General features: G+C 69.5%; 18 protein-coding genes. 10 read left to right on the forward strand and 8 right to left on the reverse strand.

Annotated elements, in window-relative coordinates; genetic code table 11:
• A partial coding sequence (locus tag AC1DZ6_RS03660; RefSeq protein WP_477095836.1) for a helix-turn-helix domain-containing protein occupies nt 1–399 on the forward strand: 399 nt, incomplete at its 5' end.
• 51 nt (nt 400–450) lie between these two features.
• Here AC1DZ6_RS03660 and AC1DZ6_RS03665 read toward each other — a convergent pair.
• From AC1DZ6_RS03665 to bioF, 3 genes are read right to left on the reverse strand one after another with little or no spacing between them, the layout of a single operon-like run.
• On the reverse strand, nt 451–1,350 hold the full coding sequence (locus tag AC1DZ6_RS03665) for a Gfo/Idh/MocA family protein (RefSeq protein WP_477095837.1): 900 nt from the start codon (nt 1,348–1,350) through the stop codon (nt 451–453).
• Nucleotides 1,347–2,021, reverse strand: coding sequence for a dethiobiotin synthase (gene bioD / locus AC1DZ6_RS03670; RefSeq protein ID WP_477095838.1), 675 nt, complete (start codon nt 2,019–2,021; stop codon nt 1,347–1,349). Before bioD ends, AC1DZ6_RS03665 begins: the two co-directional genes overlap by 4 nt.
• A complete protein-coding gene (gene bioF / locus AC1DZ6_RS03675; protein WP_477095839.1) occupies nt 2,021–3,175 on the reverse strand; it encodes an 8-amino-7-oxononanoate synthase in 1,155 nt (384 codons plus the stop codon). Before bioF ends, bioD begins: the two co-directional genes overlap by 1 nt.
• A 74-nt stretch (nt 3,176–3,249) precedes the next feature.
• Here bioF and AC1DZ6_RS03680 point away from each other — a divergent pair, with 74 nt between their 5' ends.
• Together AC1DZ6_RS03680 and AC1DZ6_RS03685 are read left to right on the forward strand one after the other, a co-directional pair.
• Nucleotides 3,250–4,554 (forward strand): adenosylmethionine--8-amino-7-oxononanoate transaminase, encoded by a 1,305-nt coding sequence (locus AC1DZ6_RS03680; protein ID WP_477095840.1) that lies wholly within the window; start codon nt 3,250–3,252, stop codon nt 4,552–4,554.
• Nucleotides 4,532–5,464, forward strand: a complete 933-nt coding sequence (locus tag AC1DZ6_RS03685) for a DMT family transporter (RefSeq protein WP_477095841.1) — start codon at nt 4,532–4,534, stop codon at nt 5,462–5,464. The genes AC1DZ6_RS03680 and AC1DZ6_RS03685 overlap by 23 nt, the downstream gene beginning before the upstream one ends.
• 118 nt (nt 5,465–5,582) lie before the next feature.
• Here the strand turns inward: AC1DZ6_RS03685 and sodC are convergent, their stop codons facing one another.
• A complete protein-coding gene (sodC, locus tag AC1DZ6_RS03690) occupies nt 5,583–6,107 on the reverse strand; it encodes a superoxide dismutase[Cu-Zn] (protein ID WP_477095842.1) in 525 nt (174 codons plus the stop codon).
• A 111-nt stretch (nt 6,108–6,218) separates the two neighbouring features.
• Between sodC and gyrA the strand changes: the two genes are divergently transcribed.
• Together gyrA and coaD are read left to right on the forward strand one after the other, a co-directional pair.
• Nucleotides 6,219–9,017: a DNA gyrase subunit A gene (gyrA, locus tag AC1DZ6_RS03695; protein WP_477095843.1), complete on the forward strand. Its 2,799-nt coding sequence runs from the start codon at nt 6,219–6,221 to the stop codon at nt 9,015–9,017.
• Nucleotides 9,018–9,067: 50 nt separating this feature from the next.
• Nucleotides 9,068–9,556: a pantetheine-phosphate adenylyltransferase gene (coaD, locus tag AC1DZ6_RS03700; RefSeq protein WP_477095844.1), complete on the forward strand. Its 489-nt coding sequence runs from the start codon at nt 9,068–9,070 to the stop codon at nt 9,554–9,556.
• A gap of 18 nt (nt 9,557–9,574) precedes the next feature.
• On the opposite strand, the gene AC1DZ6_RS03705 is transcribed toward coaD, so the two are convergent.
• Nucleotides 9,575–10,705: an HPP family protein gene (locus AC1DZ6_RS03705; protein ID WP_477095845.1), complete on the reverse strand. Its 1,131-nt coding sequence runs from the start codon at nt 10,703–10,705 to the stop codon at nt 9,575–9,577.
• A gap of 50 nt (nt 10,706–10,755) precedes the next feature.
• Nucleotides 10,756–11,193, reverse strand: coding sequence for a MarR family winged helix-turn-helix transcriptional regulator (locus AC1DZ6_RS03710; protein WP_477095846.1), 438 nt, complete (start codon nt 11,191–11,193; stop codon nt 10,756–10,758).
• A 74-nt stretch (nt 11,194–11,267) separates the two neighbouring features.
• Here AC1DZ6_RS03710 and AC1DZ6_RS03715 point away from each other — a divergent pair, with 74 nt between their 5' ends.
• The 4 genes from AC1DZ6_RS03715 (at nt 11,268) to AC1DZ6_RS03730 (ending at nt 15,474) form a co-directional block, all read left to right on the forward strand.
• The gene (locus tag AC1DZ6_RS03715) at nt 11,268–13,070 is read left to right on the forward strand and encodes a chloride channel protein (protein ID WP_477095847.1); all 1,803 of its coding nucleotides are present in this window, start codon (nt 11,268–11,270) and stop codon (nt 13,068–13,070) included.
• A gap of 128 nt (nt 13,071–13,198) precedes the next feature.
• Complete coding sequence (locus AC1DZ6_RS03720) at nt 13,199–14,014, forward strand: peptidylprolyl isomerase (protein ID WP_477095848.1); 816 nt, start codon at nt 13,199–13,201, stop codon at nt 14,012–14,014.
• Between the two features lie 14 nt (nt 14,015–14,028).
• A complete protein-coding gene (locus AC1DZ6_RS03725; RefSeq protein ID WP_477095849.1) occupies nt 14,029–14,880 on the forward strand; it encodes a peptidylprolyl isomerase in 852 nt (283 codons plus the stop codon).
• Between the two features lie 126 nt (nt 14,881–15,006).
• Nucleotides 15,007–15,474, forward strand: a complete 468-nt coding sequence (locus tag AC1DZ6_RS03730; protein ID WP_477095850.1) for a peptidylprolyl isomerase — start codon at nt 15,007–15,009, stop codon at nt 15,472–15,474.
• 76 nt (nt 15,475–15,550) lie between these two features.
• Here the strand turns inward: AC1DZ6_RS03730 and AC1DZ6_RS03735 are convergent, their stop codons facing one another.
• Together AC1DZ6_RS03735 and AC1DZ6_RS03740 are read right to left on the reverse strand one after the other, a co-directional pair.
• Nucleotides 15,551–16,531 carry an endonuclease/exonuclease/phosphatase family protein gene (locus AC1DZ6_RS03735; RefSeq protein WP_477095851.1) on the reverse strand — a complete coding sequence of 327 codons (981 nt, stop codon included), beginning with the start codon at nt 16,529–16,531 and terminating at the stop codon, nt 15,551–15,553.
• Between the two features lie 40 nt (nt 16,532–16,571).
• Complete coding sequence (locus AC1DZ6_RS03740; RefSeq protein WP_477095852.1) at nt 16,572–17,171, reverse strand: hypothetical protein; 600 nt, start codon at nt 17,169–17,171, stop codon at nt 16,572–16,574.
• Nucleotides 17,172–17,313: 142 nt separating this feature from the next.
• Between AC1DZ6_RS03740 and AC1DZ6_RS03745 the strand changes: the two genes are divergently transcribed.
• A partial coding sequence (locus AC1DZ6_RS03745; protein ID WP_477095853.1) for an S-adenosylmethionine:tRNA ribosyltransferase-isomerase occupies nt 17,314–18,078 on the forward strand: 765 nt, incomplete at its 3' end.

An 18,078-nucleotide genomic window follows, 5' to 3' on the forward strand; every position in this document is an offset into this window, starting at 1 on the left:
GACGAGGCGGCGGTGATCGACCTGGCGGCCCGAGCGCTGACCTTGGGACGCCGCACCCGGACAGCGCCGCCGACGGAGGCTGAACGCCGCCGCATCCGCGACGTGGTCCGGCATCTCGATGTCGCTTACGCCGAGCCGTGTGGGCTGGAGACCTTGGCCGCCATGGGTCAGGTCAGCCGCTTCCACTTCATCCGACTGTTTCGGGCGGTGACCGGCGAAAGCCCGCGCCAGTACCTGATCGGCGCGCGCCTGCGGGCCGCCGCCGACCGGCTGACCGACACCGCCGAGCCGATCACCCGCATCGCCTTCGACATCGGCTTCAACGACATCTCGCACTTCAACGCCACGTTCCGACGGGCGTTCGGGCTGTCGCCGACGGCATGGAGGAAGACGGCCTAGCGCTTCCGGCGGCCCCGGATCTTCGCTTCGTTACGTCCGGGGTGACAGTCTTCAGGAAAGCGCGCCCACCACCGTCTCGCACAGCCGGTGCGTCTCCAGCGCGTCCAGCGCCGACAGGCGCCGGCCATCGCGCACGGCGCTCAGGAAGTGCTCGCACATCGCCTCGAAGCCGCGCTGGCGCCCGACCGAGGTCCAGTTTCCGCGCCGGGTCAGGGCCTCGGTCGCGCCTTGGTCGATGACCTGGTCGATGTCGACGACCTTGCGCTTGAGGCCGTTGCCGGAGACCTCCAGCGTCTCCTCGCTGGCCCCGCTGACGCGGTTCATGATTCCGACCGCGTCGCGACCGTCGCCCGACAGCGACAGCACCACATGCTCGAGCCGTCCGTCGCGGACGCGGCCGCGTACGGCGACCTGATCCGCGTCCGGGGCCAGGAAGCGGATCGTGTCGACCACGTGAATATAGTCGTCGAACACCGCCCGGCGCACGTCGTCGAGCGGGCCGGGACGGTTCTTCTGCATCACCACCAGCGGCAGGTTCAGGGCCGCGGCGTCCTGGTAGGTCGGGGCGAAACGACGGTTGAAGCCGACCATCAGCGACACGCCGCGCGTCTCGGCCAGGTCGACCAGGGTCTCGCTCTGCGCGGCGGTGTCGGCGATCGGCTTGTCGACCAGCGTCGGCACACCGGCCTCCAGCAGGCGGCGTACGATGTCGGGATGGGCCGCCGTGGCGGCATGGACCAGCGCGCCGTCCAGGCCTTCGGCCAGGGCCGTATCGAGCTCCCTGTGCAGCCGCTCGACCCGCCACGCCGCGCCCAACTCGGCCAGGGCCTCCGCGCTGCGTGTGACGAAAACCAAACCCACATCGGCGCGCGGACCCAGCACCGGCAGGTAGGCCTTCCGGGCGATGTCGCCCAAGCCGATCATGGCGATGCGGAGAGGGGCGGGGCTCATGGCGCGCGGGTGTCCGTCAACAGGTGGTCGGCCAGGGCGCCAGCGTCCCAGGATTCTCCGCGCGGCGCGAGGAACAGCGGCGTCCCGTCCAGGAAGGGCGCCAGGGCCTGTGCGGTCTGGGTCAGATCCGGCGCGTCGAGGCTCTCGCTCATCACTACCGCCAGGATCCGGGCCCCGGCGGCGCGCAGGGCGACCAGGGCGGTCAGGACGTGACTGATCGTGCCGAGATACGAGCCCGCCACCAGCAGGACGGGGGCGCCCAAGGCGGCGACCATGTCGAGATTGGTCTCGCCGTCGGTCAGGGGCGACATCACCCCGCCGGCCCCTTCGACCAGCAGCAAGCCGTCTCGGAGCTCAGCGCCGCGGGCCACGGCGTCGATGACCATGTCGTCCAGCACCAGGGTCTGGCCCTCCAGCCGGGCGGCGATGTTGGGCGACAAGGGCGCGAGATAGCGTCGCGGGGCGATGCGGAACACGGAACCGGGATCGCCCAGGGCGGCGGCCAGCCGGGCCGGATCGCTGCCGGCCGCGTCCTTGGGGTCGAAGCCGCTGACCACCGGCTTGAAGGCGTCGACGACGGCGCCGCGCGCTTTCAGAGCTCGGATCAAGGCGCAGCTGACATAGGTCTTGCCGATGTCGGTGCCCGTACCGGTGACGAACAGCGAGGGCATCAGGCGCGCGCCTTGACGTAGGGCTTCACCAGTGCGGCGAGACGGGTGATCTCGGCGTCGGGGTGCTCGGCGCTGAAGGCGATGCGCAGGCGGGCCTCGCCGGCCGGCACGGTGGGCGGTCGGATGGCGACCACCAGGAAGCCCTCGGCCTCCAGGGCGCGCGAGGCGTCCAGGGCTTCCTGGGCCTCGCCGATGATCACCGGCACGATCGGGCTGGCCGCCAGCGGCAGGCCGACCGCCTTGGTGAAGGCTCTAGCCTTGGCCAGCGGCAGGGCGGTCAGGGCCGGCTCGGCCTCGATGATATCCAGCGCCGCCAGGGCGGCGGCGGCGGCGGCCGGCGGCAGGCCCGTGGTGTAGACCAGGGTGCGGGCCCGGGTCTTCAGCAGATCGACCACGGCCTGCGAGCCGCAGACATAGCCGCCGTACGAGCCCAGGGCCTTGGACAGGGTGCCCATCTGGAACGGGATCTGGGCCTCGGGGAACAGGGCGGCCGAGCCCCGCCCTTCGGCCAGCACGCCCACGCCATGGGCGTCGTCCGACAGCAGCCAGGCGTCGTTGGCCTCGCAGACCGCCGACAGCCAGTCCAGCGGGGCGATGTCGCCGTCCATCGAGAACACCCCGTCGGTGGCGACGATGGCGTGGCGGGCGCTGGAGCGATGCTCGGCCAGCAGGTCGGCCAGATGGTCGGTGTCGTTATGGGCGAACGGGATGATCCGCGCGCCCGACAGCTGGGCCCCGGCCCAGATGCAGGCGTGGGCCAGCTCGTCGACCAGCACGATGTCGCCCTTGCCGGCGAAGGTGGGGATCAGGCCGGTGTTGGCCAGGTAGCCCGAGCCGAACACCACGCAGGCCTCCGTGCCCTTCAGCCGCGCCAGCCGGGCCTCGAGTTCGGAGAGCAGCGGGTGGTCGCCGGTCACCAGCCGCGAGGCGCCGGAGCCGGCCCCGTGGGTCTCGATCGCGGCCTGGGCGGCGGCCTTGACCTTCGGATGGTGGGCGAGGCCCAGATAGTCGTTGCAGGAGAAGGACAGCAGCTTGCGCCCGTCGCGCTCGACGACGGCGCCGGCCGAGCGCTGGGTGGGTTTCAGGCGGCGCAGCAGGCTCGCGGCCTCGAGGCGCTGGATCTTGTCGGCGGCGTAGGTGTCGAGACTGTGCATCACGGTTCCTGTTTGCCCCCCACGGCCGGAGGGCATAGGCAGTGCGCCCGCTCTAGGCAACGAAGGATCGCCCGATGACCGCTGAAAGCCCCAATTGGCTCACGGCCGGCGCGCCGCACGTCTGGCGGCCCTATTGCCAGATGAAGACCGCGCGGCCACCGCCGCCGGTCGTGGCGACGCGCGGCTCGCGATTGATTCTGGACGACGGGCGCGAGCTGGTCGACGGCCTGGCCTCGTGGTGGACCGCTTGCCACGGCTACAACCACCCCCATATCGCCGCCGCCGTCCGCGACCAGCTGGAACGCATGCCGCACGTGATGCTCGGCGGCTTGGCCCATGAACCGGCTTATCGCCTGGCCAAGCGCTTGGCAGACCTGCTGCCCGGCGACCTGAACCACGCCTTCTTCGCCGAGTCCGGCTCGGTGTCGGTCGAGATCGCCATGAAGATGGCGCTGCAGTTCCACATCAATCGCGGCGTGACGGGGCGCACCAGGTTCCTGTCGTTCCGGGGCGGCTATCACGGCGACACCCTGGCGACGATGACGGTCTGCGATCCGGAGGAGGGCATGCACAGCCTGTTCTCCGGCGCGATGCCCAGCCAGGTGATCGCCGACCTGCCGGTGGACGCGACGTCGGAAACCGCGCTCGACGCCTTGCTGGCCGAGCGGGGCGGGGAGATCGCCGCCATCCTGACCGAGCCGCTGGTCCAGGGCGCGGGCGGCATGCTGTTCCATGATCCCGAAGTGCTGCGCCGCCTGCGCCGCCTGGCCGACAAGCACGGCGTGCTGCTGATCTTCGACGAGATTTTCACAGGCTTTGGGCGCACGGGCCAGCTGTTCGCCATGCAGGCGGCGGGCGTCGAGCCCGACATCGTCACCCTGTCCAAGGCCCTGACCGGCGGCACCCTGCCGCTGTCGGTGGCCGTCGCCTCGACCCGGGTGTTCGAGGCCTTCTGGTCCGACGATGCGGGCGCGGCCCTGATGCATGGCCCGACCTATATGGGCAACGCCCTGGCCTGCGCGGCGGCCAACGCCTCGCTGGACCTGTTCGAAGACGGCGCATGGCGAGCGGATGTGGCGCGGGTGTCGGCGGCGCTGGCGGCGGGGCTGGAGCCCGTGCGGACCGCGCCGGGCGTGGTCGACGTGCGGGTGCTGGGCGCGATCGGGGTGGTGGAGTTCGACCAATCCGTGGCGGTCGGCGCCCTGTGCGACGCCTTCGCCGCCGAGGGGGCGTGGATCCGGCCGATGGGCAAGACCGTGTACCTGACCCCGGCCTTCACGACGCCRGACGCGGATCTCGAGATCCTGCTGGCCGCGATCCGCAAGGTCGTGGGCACGAGCGGGGTCGCCAATCCTCTTGAAGCCCGCGGCGGGGTCTGATCCAAGCGGAGCCATGTCGTCCAACACGCCCCTCTCGGTGCTTGAGCGCCTGGCCATCGCGGCCATCATCCTGACCTGGGGCCTGAACAACGCCGCGGCCAAGGTGGCGACCGCCGAGCTGCCGCCGATGATGGTCGGGGCCTTGCGGTTCGCCCTGGCGTTGGCGTTCCTGGCGCCGTTCCTGAAGCCGCCGTTCCCCTGGTCGCGGCGGCTGCTGGCCATCTGCCTGCTGTCGGGACCGATCCACTTCGGGATCATCTATGTCGCGTTCGGCCTGGCCAAGTCGCTGAGCCCGCTGGTGGTCGCCACCCAGCTCTGGATTCCGTTCACGGCCCTGTTCGCCTGGAAGATGCTGGGCGAGACCATGAAGCCCCTGGCCGTCGCAGGCCTGGTCGTGGCCTTCGTCGGGGTGGCCTGGATGAGCCTGGACCCGCACGGGGCCGCCGACCTGCCGGCCATCCTGCTGGGCGTGGTCGCCAGCGCCTGTTGGGCCTTGGCCACGGTGTTCGTGCGCCAGACGCCGGGCGCCAAGCCGCTGCAGGTCCAGGCCCTGACCGCCGTCGTCGCCGCGCCGGTGCTGCTGGTGATGTCGTTCGGCTTCGAGGACAACGTCGTGGAGCGGGTGAAGACCGCCGCGCCGATCGCCTGGGCCTGCGTGGCCTTCGCCGGCGTGGTCTCGACCATCGGGGCCAGCGCCCTGCTGTTCTGGCTGGTCCAGCGCCGCGAGGCGGGGCGGGTGACGCCCTATTTTCTGCTGACGCCGCTGGTCTCGTGCACGATCGGCGTGCTGTTCATGGGCGACGCCCTGTCGCCGCAGTTGGTGATCGGGGCGGCCGCGACCATGGCGGGCGTGGCGCTGGTGGCGTTGACGGCGAAGAAGGCCGTGCCGGCGGCGGGTGAGGCGACTTAGAGGCGGTGCGCCCTTCGAGGCCCGCTACGCGGGCGCCTCAGGATGAGGGGCTTTGTTGCTGAATTCCTCATCCTGAGGTGCGAGGCATAGCCGAGCCTCGAAGGACGCAGTGCGTTCACTATTTCACCACCCCGCAAGCCACCCGAGCCCCGGCGCCGCCGATCGGCTGGGTCTTGTAGTCGTCCGGACTTGCATGAACCACGATCGACGAGCCGTCGGGGTCGAGCAGGGCGGGGCGGCCGCCCGCGCCGTTCAGGGACACCAAGGGCGAGAACAGTTCGGCCGTGGCCGAGCCGTCGGCGGCCGCGAACAGGTTGGGCAGGTCGCCGTTGTCGTTGCCGTTCGGGTTCAGCAGGCCGTGGACCACGGCGGTCGTCGTGTGGACGTGGGCGCCGGCCGACTTGAAGTCCGGCGTCCCGCAGTCGCCCTTCTCGTGGAAGTGCAGGCCGTGCCAGCCCGGGGTCAGGCCCTTGGCCTCGATGCGCAGCAGCACGCCGTGCGGCGCCTCGGTCAGGGTGGCGGTCCCGATCGTCTTGCCGTCGGCGCCCTTAAGCTCGGCGGTGGCGGCCTGAGCGGTGGAGGCATGGGCCGTGGTCGCGGCGGCGATCAGGCCGAAGGACAGGGCGAGGGCGGTCAAACGCATGTGAAACTCCCGGAAAACCAAGGGCTGGAGCCGCGAAGGTGGCGTCTTGGCGAGGGGAATGCTAACTGTTTTTGACGGTTCCGTGTTCGATTCTGACGGCGAAAAATTCCCTTGAGCGACGATCAAAACACCATCCCCGGGTCACCGGCCTCGCCGGCGTCCCGCGGGGACGTTACCCCCATCAATATCGAGGACGAGCTGCGCCGCTCCTATCTCGACTATGCGATGAGCGTGATCGTCAGCCGTGCGCTGCCCGACGCGCGCGACGGCCTCAAGCCGGTGCACCGCCGCGTGCTGTTCTCGATGCACGAGCAGGGCCAGACGCCCGAGCGCTCGTACGTGAAGTCGGCCCGTGTGGTCGGTGACGTGATGGGTAAGTATCACCCGCACGGCGACGCCTCGATCTACTTCACCCTGGTCCGCATGACCCWGTCGTTCTCGATGGGCCTGGTGCTGATCGACGGCCAGGGCAACTTCGGTTCGGTGGACGGCGATATGCCCGCCGCCATGCGTTACACCGAGTGCCGCATGGCCCCGCCGGCCATGTCGCTGCTGGCCGACCTCGACAAGAACACGGTCGACTTCCAGGACAATTACGACGGCAAGGAGCAGGAACCCGTCGTCCTGCCGTCGCGGATCCCCAACCTGCTGGTCAACGGCGCGGGCGGCATCGCCGTCGGCATGGCCACCAACATCCCGCCGCATAACCTGGGCGAGATCATCGACGCCTGCCTGCTGATGATCGACCAGCCGGACGTCACCACCGACCAGCTTCTGGACCTGGTGCCCGGTCCCGACTTCCCCACCGGCGGCGAGATCATCGGCCGGGCCGGCCCGCGCCAGGCGCTGCTGACCGGCCGCGGCTCGGTGATCATGCGCGGCCTGGCCACCGTGGAAGAGATCCGCGCCGGTCGCGAAGCCATCATCATCACCGCCATCCCCTACCAGGTGAACAAGGCCAACCTGGTCGAGTACATCGCCGAGATGGTGCGCGATAAGCGCATCGAGGGCGTGTCGGACATCCGCGACGAATCCAACCGCGACGGCATGCGGATCGTGGTCGAGCTGAAGCGCGACGCTTCGGGCGAGGTGATCCTCAACCAGCTGTACCGCTTCACGGCGCTGCAAAGCTCGTTCGGCGTCAACATGCTGGCCCTGAACCGGGGCCGCCCCGAACAGATGGGCCTCAAGCAACTGATCGAGATCTTCGTTCAGTTCCGCGAAGAGGTCGTGGTCCGGCGGACCAAGTTCGAACTGGGCAAGGCGCGCGATCGCGGCCACGTCCTGGTCGGCCTGACCATCGCCGTCGCCAATATCGACGAATTCATCCACATCATCCGCTCGTCCAAGGATCCGACCGAGGCCCGCGAGCGCCTGGTGGCCAAGGCCTGGCCGGCCGGCGACATGCTGCCGCTGGTCGAGCTGATCGCCGACCCGCGCACCGTGCAGGAAGACGGCGGCCTGATCCGTCTGAGCGACGAGCAGGCCCGCGCCATCCTGGCCCTGACCCTGTCGCGCCTGACCGGCCTGGGCCGTGACGAGATCGGCAACGAAGCGGCCAGCCTGGCCGAAGCCATCAAGGGCTTCCTCGACCTGCTGTCGGACCGCGCCAACATCATGGCGGTGGTTCGCGAGGAACTGGTCGAGGTGCGCGAGAAGTTCGCCATTCCGCGCCGCTGCCAGATCGTCGACGGCGACGCCGACGTGGAAGACGAAGACCTGATCGTCCGCGAGGACATGGTCATCACCGTCACCCTGGGCGGCTACGTGAAGCGCACGCCGCTGGCCGCCTATCGCACGCAGCATCGCGGCGGCAAGGGCAAGTCGGGCATGGCCACCAAGACCGAGGACGCGGTCACCCGCGTATTCTCGGCCTCGACCCACTCGCCGCTGCTGTTCTTCACCTCGGGCGGCAAGGTCTACAAGATGAAGGTCTGGCGTCTGCCGCAGGGCGTCGCCAACAGCCGCGGCAAGGCCTTCGTCAACCTGCTGCCGATCGAGCCGGGCGAAACCATCACCTCGATCCTGACCTTGCCCGAGGACGAGGCCACCTGGGACGGCCTGGACGTGATGTTCGCCACCCGCTCGGGCAGCGTGCGTCGCAACAAGCTTTCGGACTTCGTCGACGTGCGCCGCAACGGCAAGATCGCCATGAAGCTGGACGAAGGCGACGGCATCATCGGCGTGGCCGTCTGCGACAGCAGCAAGGACATCCTGCTCAACACCGCCTCGGGCCGCTGCATCCGCTTCTCGACCGACGAAGTGCGCGTGTTCGCCAGCCGCGACTCGACCGGCGTGCGCGGCGTGCGCCTGGGCGAGGGCGACAGCGTCATCTCGATGAGCGTGCTGCGCAATGTCGACGCCACCCCGGCCGAACGCGCCGCCTACCTCAAGCACCAGCGGGCCCTGGCCCGAGCCCTGGGCGAGGAAGGCGAGGAGGCTCCGGTTGCGGCTGAAGAGACCGACGAAGACGTCGGCGAGGCCAGCCTGACCCCCGAACGCATCGCCGAACTGGGCGCGGCCGAGGAAATCCTGCTGACGGTCTCGTCGGAAGGCTTCGGCAAGCGCACCAGCGCTTACGACTATCGCCGCACCGGTCGCGGCGGCCAGGGCCTGACCGCCCAGGACCTGTCCAAGCGCGGCGGCAAGCTGGTGGGGTCGTTCCCGGTCGATGACAGCGATCAGATCCTGCTGGTCACCGACGCCGGCCAGTTGATCAGGGTGCCCGTCTCGCAAATTCGTGTTGCAGCGCGGAATACTCAGGGCGTAACCATCTTCCGCACGGCGAAGGACGAACATGTCGTCAGCGTCGAGCGTCTCGCCGAAACCGGCGGCGACGACTCGACGGGCGACGACACGGCCAGCGACGACACCACGGGCGACGAAAACGGGACGGACGAGATCTCGTAAGCGACCCAGAGCAAGGGGCCAGCGGGCGTACGCCCGGGTGAGGGAAAAGCATGCGGATCGGTCTCTATCCGGGGACGTTTGACCCGGTCACCAACGGCCACCTCGACATCATCGGTCGGGCGGTCAAGCTGGTCGACAGGCTGGTGATCGGGGTGGCGGTGAACATCGGCAAGGGGCCGCTGTTCTCGCTGGAAGAGCGGGTGGAGATGGTGCGCCGCGAAACGGCCCACCTGACCAAGATCGCCGAGATCGAGGTCCGGCCGTTCGACAGCCTGCTGATSCAYTTCGCCCGCGAGGTCGGGGCCCAGATGATCGTSCGCGGCCTGCGGGCCGTGGCCGACTTCGAATACGAATTCCAGATGACGGCCATGAACCAGCAGCTCGATCGCGAGATCGAGACCGTGTTCCTGATGGCCGACCCGCGCCACCAGGCCATCGCCTCGCGTCTGGTCAAGGAGATCGCGGCCCTGGGCGGCGACGTCCACAAGTTCGTGCCGCCCGGCGTGGCCGAGCAACTGCTGGGCAAGCTGGCGAAGTAGGGTGCGGCGGGGCGCCGCCTAGATGGCTGGATCGATCGCCCCGGCCGCCTCGGCCCGCTGCAGCGCCACCGCCTCGACGATGTGGGCGCGATAGAGAACGCCGAGCAGGTCTGTCTGGGTGATGATGCCCAGCAGCACCCGGTGCTCATCGACCACCATGGCCTCGTGCGCGACCCCGCTGGACAGGATCGGCAGCAGGGCTTCGATCGCCGTGCCGGGACGAACCTTGTGCACGAACGGGTCCAGCACCGCCTCGACGGGACCGTCCCGCCCGGTCTGGAGTTCGGCGCGGCGAACCATGCCCACTACCCTGCGCTCGGAATCGACGACCGGCGCCGAGCGCAGATCATGGGTGCGCATGTAGCCTAGAGCGCTCTCGGCGCTCTGGTGGAGATCCACGCTCAACACGTCGCGGGACATGATGTCGCTGCACAGGATGTGGGCGTGGATGCGCCGGTGCGCCTGGAGCTCGACCTCCTGGAACAGGGCGTCCAGGTCGGCGCGGTCGACGTCGAGCAGGTCGCCGTAGTGGGCCAGGGCGTYGTCGATGTCGGCCGTGGTGAAGCCGACCCGGCGCAAAGGCGGGGAGTCCTGGGTGGCGTGCACATTGGCCGGCGGAGGGACGCGGTGCGGATAGGATCGCCCCACGGCGCGCGCATAGGCCATGGCGGACAGCACCAGCAGCACCGAGCACAGGCCCACCGGCACGAAGACATAGCCGTAGGAGGCCGGGCCGACGGGGCCGGCGACGAGGGCGGCCCCCAGGGCCACCGCGCCGCCGGGCGGGTGCAGGCAGCCCAGCAGGCCCATGGCGACGATCGCCAAGGCCACGGCGACCGCCGCCGCCAGGGCGGGATGGGGATGGAACGCCAGGGCGCAGGTCACCCCGGCCAGGGCCGAGACCATGTTGCCGCCGATGATGGCGCGCGGCTGGGCCAGCGGACTGGCCGGCACAGCGAAGGCCAGAACCGCCGAGGCGCCGATCGGAGGAACCAGCAAGGGCAGGGTTGACGGATGTCCGCTGGCGACCAGATGGGCCAGCAGGCCGGTGGCTGGGATGCCCAGCAGGGCGCCCAGGCCTGATCGCAGGATGTCCGTCGGCCGAATGGGATTGCGGCCGCGCAGGGCCAGGAAGAGCGTCTGTCGCATGGTCATTTTCAGGATTGAGGCGGGCCGGTGGGGCTGTCGGTTGGCGGGCGTCAGGCGGGGTTGTCGCCCAGGCGGGCGAGCGCCGAGGTCAGGGCGGGTTCCAGGGACCTTAGTTCATCCAGGTGGGCGGCGCTCAGGTGCGCCAGCAACCTTTCGGCCTTGTCGGTCAGGGCCAGCCTGACCTTGCGGCGGTCCTGCTGGGAGGGGATCTTGCTGATCAGGTCGGCCTCGACCATCCGCGCGGTCAGCTCGGTGGCCGTGTGCGGCGCGATCAGCAGGCGTTCGGACAAGGTTCCCACCGTGGGCGCGTCCGCGCCGTCGAAGCCGGCGATCGCCAGCAGGGCCTGATGTTGTTGGGCGGGGAGGCCGGCGGCATGGGCGGCGGTTTCGCTGAACGCCAGGAACCGGCGCAGCTCGTAGCGGAAGGCCGCCAGCGCCACGTACTGAGCGCGAGTCAGGCCGTCTTCGTCACGAATCTGCTCGTCCAAACGCGCATCCCCCTTGGATAATATCGTAATACGACATATTGGCAGTTTCACAAGAGCCGCGCCGAGAGGGAAGCATGACCGTCGCCCACGCCGAGTCCAGTTCCGTAAAAGGCGCCCCGCGCCGCGCGCTGGGCGATTTCACCGCCGATCGTCGCCTGCTGATGCTGGCGGCCATGGCCGTTGTGGTCGGCAGCGGCGGAGCGGGCGCGGCCTGGCTGCTGATCCGCCTGATCACCCTGACGACCAACCTGGTCTGGTTCGGGCGTTTCGACATCGTCTCGCGATCGCTGGAGACCCTGACGCCTTCGCCCTGGATGGTGGCCGCGCCGGTGCTGGGCGGGCTGGTCATCGGGCTGATGGCGCGGTTCGGGTCTGAAAAGATCCGGGGCCACGGCATTCCCGAGGCCATCGAGGCAATCCTGATCGGCGGCAGCCGGATGTCGGCCAAGGTGGCGGTGCTCAAACCGATCTCGTCGGCCATCTCGATCGGCACGGGCGGGCCGTTCGGGGCCGAGGGGCCGATCATCATGACCGGCGGCGCGATCGGCTCGCTGTTCGCCCAGTTCTTCCATCTCAGCGCGGCCGAGCGGAAGACCCTGCTGGTCGCCGGCGCGGCGGCGGGCATGACGGCGATCTTCGGCACGCCGGTGGCCGCCGTGCTGCTGGCGGTCGAGCTGCTGCTGTTCGAATGGCGGCCGCGCAGCTTCATCCCGGTCGCGGTCGCGGCGGTCACCGCCACCAGTTGGCGGCCGCTGTTGTTCGGGAGCGGTCCCCTGTTCCCGTTCTCCGCCGATCCGCTGCTGCCCTGGTGGGGGCTGGCCCTCTGCGCGGGGCTGGGCGTGGTGGCCGGGCTGCAGTCGGGTCTGCTGACTAAGCTGCTCTACGGCCTCGAGGACCTCTTCGAGCGCCTTCCGATCCACTGGATGTGGTGGCCGGCCCTGGGCGGGCTGGGCGTCGGCCTGGGCGGTTTGATCGAACCTCGGGCCCTGGGGGTCGGCTACGACGTCATCCGCGACCTGCTGACCGGGCATCTGGTCGTCCAGGCGGTCGTCGTCCTGCTGTTGGTCAAGGCGGCGATCTGGCTGGTGGCTCTGTCATCGGGAACCTCGGGCGGGGTCCTGGCGCCGCTGCTGATCCTGGGCGGGGCGATGGGCTGGCTGGTCGGCCAAGTCCTGCCTGGCGACGCCGGCTTCTGGGCTCTGCTGGGCATGGCGGCGATGCTGGGCGGCACCATGCGCTCGCCGCTGACCGCCGTGATCTTCGCGGTCGAGCTGACCGGCGACTGGCGGATGCTGGCCCCGCTGCTGGCCGCCTCGGCGGCGGCCTACGCCACCACGGTGCTGCTGCTCAAGCGCTCGATCCTGACCGAGAAGATCGCCCGTCGGGGCCGGCACATCAGCCGCGAGTACGGCGTGGACCCCTATGAGTTAGTCCGCGCCTCGGAGGTGATGATCCAGCAGGTCGACACCTTGCCGGCCCAGATGTCCATCCCCGACGCCGTGGCGGTGCTGCGAGAGGGGCGCCACCAGATCTATCCGGTGGTCGAATCGTCCGGTCGCCTGGTGGGTCTGGTTTCGCGGGCCGACGCCCTGGCCTGGCGGGTCGAGGGCGGCTCCGCCGAGCAGGCCTTGGCCGAGCAGACCCTGGCCGAGCGCGTGTCGGACGCCGCCTTGCCCGTCGCCCATCCCGACGACGTCGTCGCGCGCGTGGTGGACCTGATGCTGGCCAGCGGCCAGGGACGCATCCCGGTGACCGACCCGGCCACCGGCGTTTTGGTCGGTTTGTTGACCCGCAAGGACCTGCTCCAGATCCACGCCACGACCTCGCGGGCCGAGGGCGAGCGCCAGGCCTTTTTCACCCGGGGAAGGCGAAGCTAGGCCGTACATCGGGACGGGCGTTCAAGTCCGCCGGAAACTCGCCGGAATCGTCGGGTCTAACGCGGGGCCACTTGTCGTTCGCGCGGCGGCGTTCTACGCCGTCAGACCAGTTCTATCCGGGGATCTCCATGAAGCTTGCGTCCATCGCCGCCGTCCTGGCGCTTACCGCGGCCTCCGCCGCCAGCGCCCAGCAGGCCTCCGACTGGCGGACGCCCGACCCCGAGAACATCCTGGTGGTCGAGACCAACAAGGGCCGGATCATCGTGGAACTGTCGCCCGAGGCGGCGCCGAACCACGTGGCGCGGGTCCGCGAACTGGCCAAGGCGCACTTCTATGACGGCCTGACCTTCTTCCGGGTCATCGACAGCTTCATGGCCCAGACGGGCGATCCCAAGAACGACGGCACCGGCGGGTCCGACCAGCCGAACCTGGCCGCCGAGTTCCTGTTCCGCCGCGGCCCCGGCTACGCGCCGGCCGGCAAGGCCGGGACGACGGAAATCGGCTTCGTCGGTTCGCTGCCGGTCTACAGCCAGAACAGCGCCCTGGCCGCGATGACCGCCGACGGCAAGGTGGCCGCCTGGGGCGCCTTCTGCCCGGGCGTGCTGGGCATGGCCCGCGCCGGCGATCCCGACAGCGCCAACAGCCAGTTCTTCTTCATGCGCCAGCACTACACCTCGCTGGAGAAGACCTACACCGCCTTCGGCCGCGCCCTGACCGGCATCGAGGCCATCCGCGCGATCAAGACCGGCGAGCCGGTCGCCGCGCCCCAGGACCAGATGACCACCGTCCGCGTGCTGTCCGACATCCCCGCCGCCCAGCGTCCCAGCATCCAGGTGATGGACACCCGCTCGGCCGCCTTCGCGGCGCTGGTCGAGAAGAAGCGGGCCGAGATGGGCGGCGCCTTCACCCCGTGCGACGTCAACGTGCCCGTGCAAGTCAAATAGGTCAGGTGAAACCGATGATCCGTCCCCTGGTCGCCTCGGTCGTCCTTCTCTCCGGCCTCGTCGCGGCCGCGGGCGCGCAGTCCGCTCCGGCGAAGATCGCGCCGCCCAAGGCGACGGAATGGCGGACGCCGGCGCCCGAGAACGTGGTGGTGATCGACACCAACAAGGGCCGGATCGTGCTGGAGCTGGTTCCCGAGGTCGCGCCGGGCCACGTGGCGCGCTTCCAGGAGCTGACCCGCGAGGGCGTGTATGACGGCCGCACCTTCTTCCGGGTGATCGACCGCTTCATGGCCCAGACCGGCGATCCGGACGACACCGGGGAGGGCGGCACGAAGAAGCCCAACCTGAAGGCCGAATTCACCTTCCGCCGCGACGGGGCGACGCCGTTCGCGGCCGCCGCGGCGCCGGCTGGGACCGAGGTCGGCTTCCTGAAGTCCCTGCCGGTCGTCAGCCAGGCCTGGAGCTGGGCCGAGGTGACCTCCGACAAGAAGGTCTCGGCCTGGGGAACCTACTGCCCCGGCGTGATCGGCGAGGCCCGTGACGAGGACGTCAATTCGGCCAACAGCCAGTTCTTCCTGATGCGCCAGCCCTATCCGTCGCTGGACAAGCGCTACACCGCCTTTGGTCGTGTCCTGACCGGACTGGACGTCGTGCGCGCCATCAAGACCGGCGAACCGGTCGAGAAGCCGCAGGACAAGATGACCAAGGTGCGGCTGCTGGCCGACATCCCGCAGGCCGAGCGTCCCACGGTCCGGGTGGTCGACACGGGCAGCGCCTGGTTCAAGGCCGAGGTCGCCCGCAAACGCGCGGCCCGAGGGGCCGACTTCTCGGTCTGCGACATCGATCTGGCGGTCGATGTCCGCTAGCCCGAAAGCGGGGCTTTGACAAATCATCCGCCCTCGGGATCCATCCGGGCGGTTTCCCCCTTTAGGAAAGCGGGCTAGAAGCCTTCCCGACTCCTTTACCTCCCCCCAAAAGCTCAAGGGATGACCATGTCGGCCGACCTCGAAAATACCCTGTTGCTGACGCTCGAGAACGGGCCCGTCACGATCAAGATGCGTCCCGACCTGGCCCCCGGCCACGTCGACCGGATCAAGGAACTGGTCCGCGAGGGCTTTTATGACGGCGTGGTCTTCCACCGCGTGATCCCGGGCTTCATGGCCCAGGGCGGCGACCCGACCGGCACCGGCCGCGGCGGTTCGGCCAAGGCCGACATCAAGGCCGAGTTCTCCAAGGAGCCGCACGTGCGCGGCATCTGCTCGATGGCCCGCACCCCCGATCCGAACTCGGCCAACAGCCAGTTCTTCATCGTGTTCGACGACGCCACCTTCCTGGACAACCAGTACACCGTCTGGGGCCAGGTGGTCGAAGGCATGGAGCATGTCGACGCCCTGCCGACCGGCGAGCCGCCGCGCGCGCCGGGCAAGATCCTCAGCGCCAAGATCGCCTCGGACGCCTGAGCGTCCAGGCTTTGATCTGAAAGAACGAGGGCCCCGGGAAACCGGGGCCCTTTTTCGTGCGTCCAGTTCGGGGCGCCTAGCGCGCGAGCGTCACCACGACAGGTCGGTGATCGGAACCCAGGCTTGGACCGCGCTCGACCTTGACGGTCTTCCAGGCCTTGCCCGCATAGACGTGATCGATCGGCAGGATCGGGAAGGGGGCGTTGAGGACACGGGAGAACGGACCGGTGGGCCAACTGGCCAAGGCGCGGGTGCGGCGCTCCAGGCCCAGGGCCTTGTCCTGTCGGCGCAGGCTCCACGACCAGGGCGTGGAGTTGAAGTCACCGGTCACGATCAGCTTGTCCTTGGGAAAGCGGGCGATCTTGGTCCGTAGCAGGCGGCTTTGCTCCTGCCAGTGGCCGGCGGGGATCGGCCAAACAAAGTGGTTGCCCACCACCGTGAAATCGCCACGTGGATGGCGCAGCGTGGCCCAGGCCCCGACCAGGCCGTCTCCGTCCTCGTAGAAGCCATGCTGGTCGATGATCGGCCAGCGGCTGTAGATCCGGGTGTCGCAGCCATACTTGGCGCGGCAAGCGATGCTGTAGGGATAGGCCTTCTTGAGCGCGCGCAGGATCGGCCAGGCCCTGCCGCCGGATTCCTCCGTGATCACGATGTCGGCGTTCTGCTTGAGGATCCAGGCCGTGGTTTCCTCGGGCGCGTGGTTCTCGGCCCACAGGTTGAACTGGATCAGCTTGAGCGTCGCGGCGCCGGCGGGCGGCTTTTCAGACCGAGGAAGGGCCGACAGCAGTTCGGGGGTCATCAGCAAGACCAGGGCGGCGATCCCGACGGCCGCGGCGCCGACCAGCGCCCTGCGCTCGCCGTCCCGCGAGACCGCCAAGGCCAGCGCAACGCCTGCCAGCCCGCAGAGCAACCAGATCGGCGCCGCATGAGTCAGGGCGTCCAACTTGTCGCTGAACACGCCGCCCAGGCAGGCCAGGCCGGCCACCGCGCCCGCCAGGCACAGCATGAGCGCGGTGCCGCGCAGGAACAGGTTGGCGAGGTGCAGGATCAAACGCATGGTTTGCCCTTAGCATGACCGCATGACGTTCGCGCCAGGCTTACTCGCCGCCGAAATACTTGAAGCTGATGTTGCGGAATTGTTGGTCGCCGACCAGCAGGTCGCCCCTGAGAACCGGCTGCGGTTCGCCCGGCCCGGCGGCCTTGGCGGCCTTCAGCGTCGTTACGTCAAAGGCGCCGGTGAAGGTCACCTGGCCCAGGTTGCGATCGACGCCGTGGAAGCTGACCTCCTGGCCGTCCACCCGATAAGCGGTCGGCATCACCCGCAGCGAAACCGTGTGATAGATCTGGCCCAGTTCGTTCTCGGCGGTGGGGCTGGTGACGTCCTCGAAGGACAGGAAGATCGGCGCGTAGGTCGCGGGTCGCTTGCCGGCCTCCCAATCGGCGAAATCGCCGATCTGGCCGATGTTCAGCGAAGTCAGTTTCAGGGCGCCGGCCTGCACGGCGGTTTCGGTGAAATAGAAGCCGAAGGCGTCCAGCGCCGGATCGTGCGAGAAGGTCACGGGCGCGGGCGGCGTGGCGGCCGGCGCGGTGGACGGCGCGGGCGCCGTCTCGACCTTCCGGGTCTCGGTCGCGGGCTTGCACGCGGCCAGGATCAGGCAGACACAGAGCGCCGACAGACGATGGATCGTGACGGTCATGGTTCCCCCCGGTGAAGCGTCGAGGCGAGGATGGCGGCGGAAGGCGCGGTTTGTCCATCGATGCTTGGCGGCCGGGCTCGATCGGGCGTGCGGCGCCTGGACGCTTGACCTGAACGCCCCGTCGTGGCCTTGAAGCCGCCCCATGCGCCTGTCCGACTTCGATTTTCACCTGCCTGACGCGGCCATCGCCCTGCGGCCGGCCGAACCGCGGGATTCCGCGCGCCTGCTGGTCATCAAACCGGGCGAGGGGCTGGACGACCGGATCGTGCGCGAGCTGCCGGACTTCCTGCGTCCGGGCGACGCCCTGGTCTTCAACGACACCCGCGTGATCCCCGCCCGGCTGATGGGCCTGCGGGCCGGACGCGACACCGGCGGCGGAGACGGATCGCCGGTGGCGGTCGAGGCGACCCTGCACAAGCGCGTCGCGCCCGACCGCTGGGTCGCCTTCATGCGCCCCGGCAAGCGGCTGAAGGAGGGCGACCGCATCGCCTTCGGCCATGACGTGGACCGCGCCTGCCAGGCCGGCATGCTGGACGCCACGGTGATCGCCAAGCACGAGGGCGGCGAGATCGAACTGGCCTTCGACTTCGCCGGCGTCGATCTGGACCTGGCCGTCGCCGCCCACGGCGAGATGCCGTTGCCGCCCTATATCGCCGCCAAGCGCGCCGAGGACGACCGCGACCGCGCCGACTACCAGACCGTCTACGCCCGCGAGGACGGCTCGGTGGCCGCCCCGACCGCCGGCCTGCACTTCACGCCGGACCTGCTGGAGCGGCTGAAGGCCCGGGGCGTCAGCCTGCACTTCGTCACCCTGCACGTCGGGGCCGGCACCTTCCTGCCGGTCAAGACCGACGTGGTGTCCGAGCACAGGATGCACGCCGAGTTCGGCGAGGTCCCGGCGGCCGTC

It is taken from the genome of Caulobacter sp. P1_B12_2 (assembly GCF_056406675.1).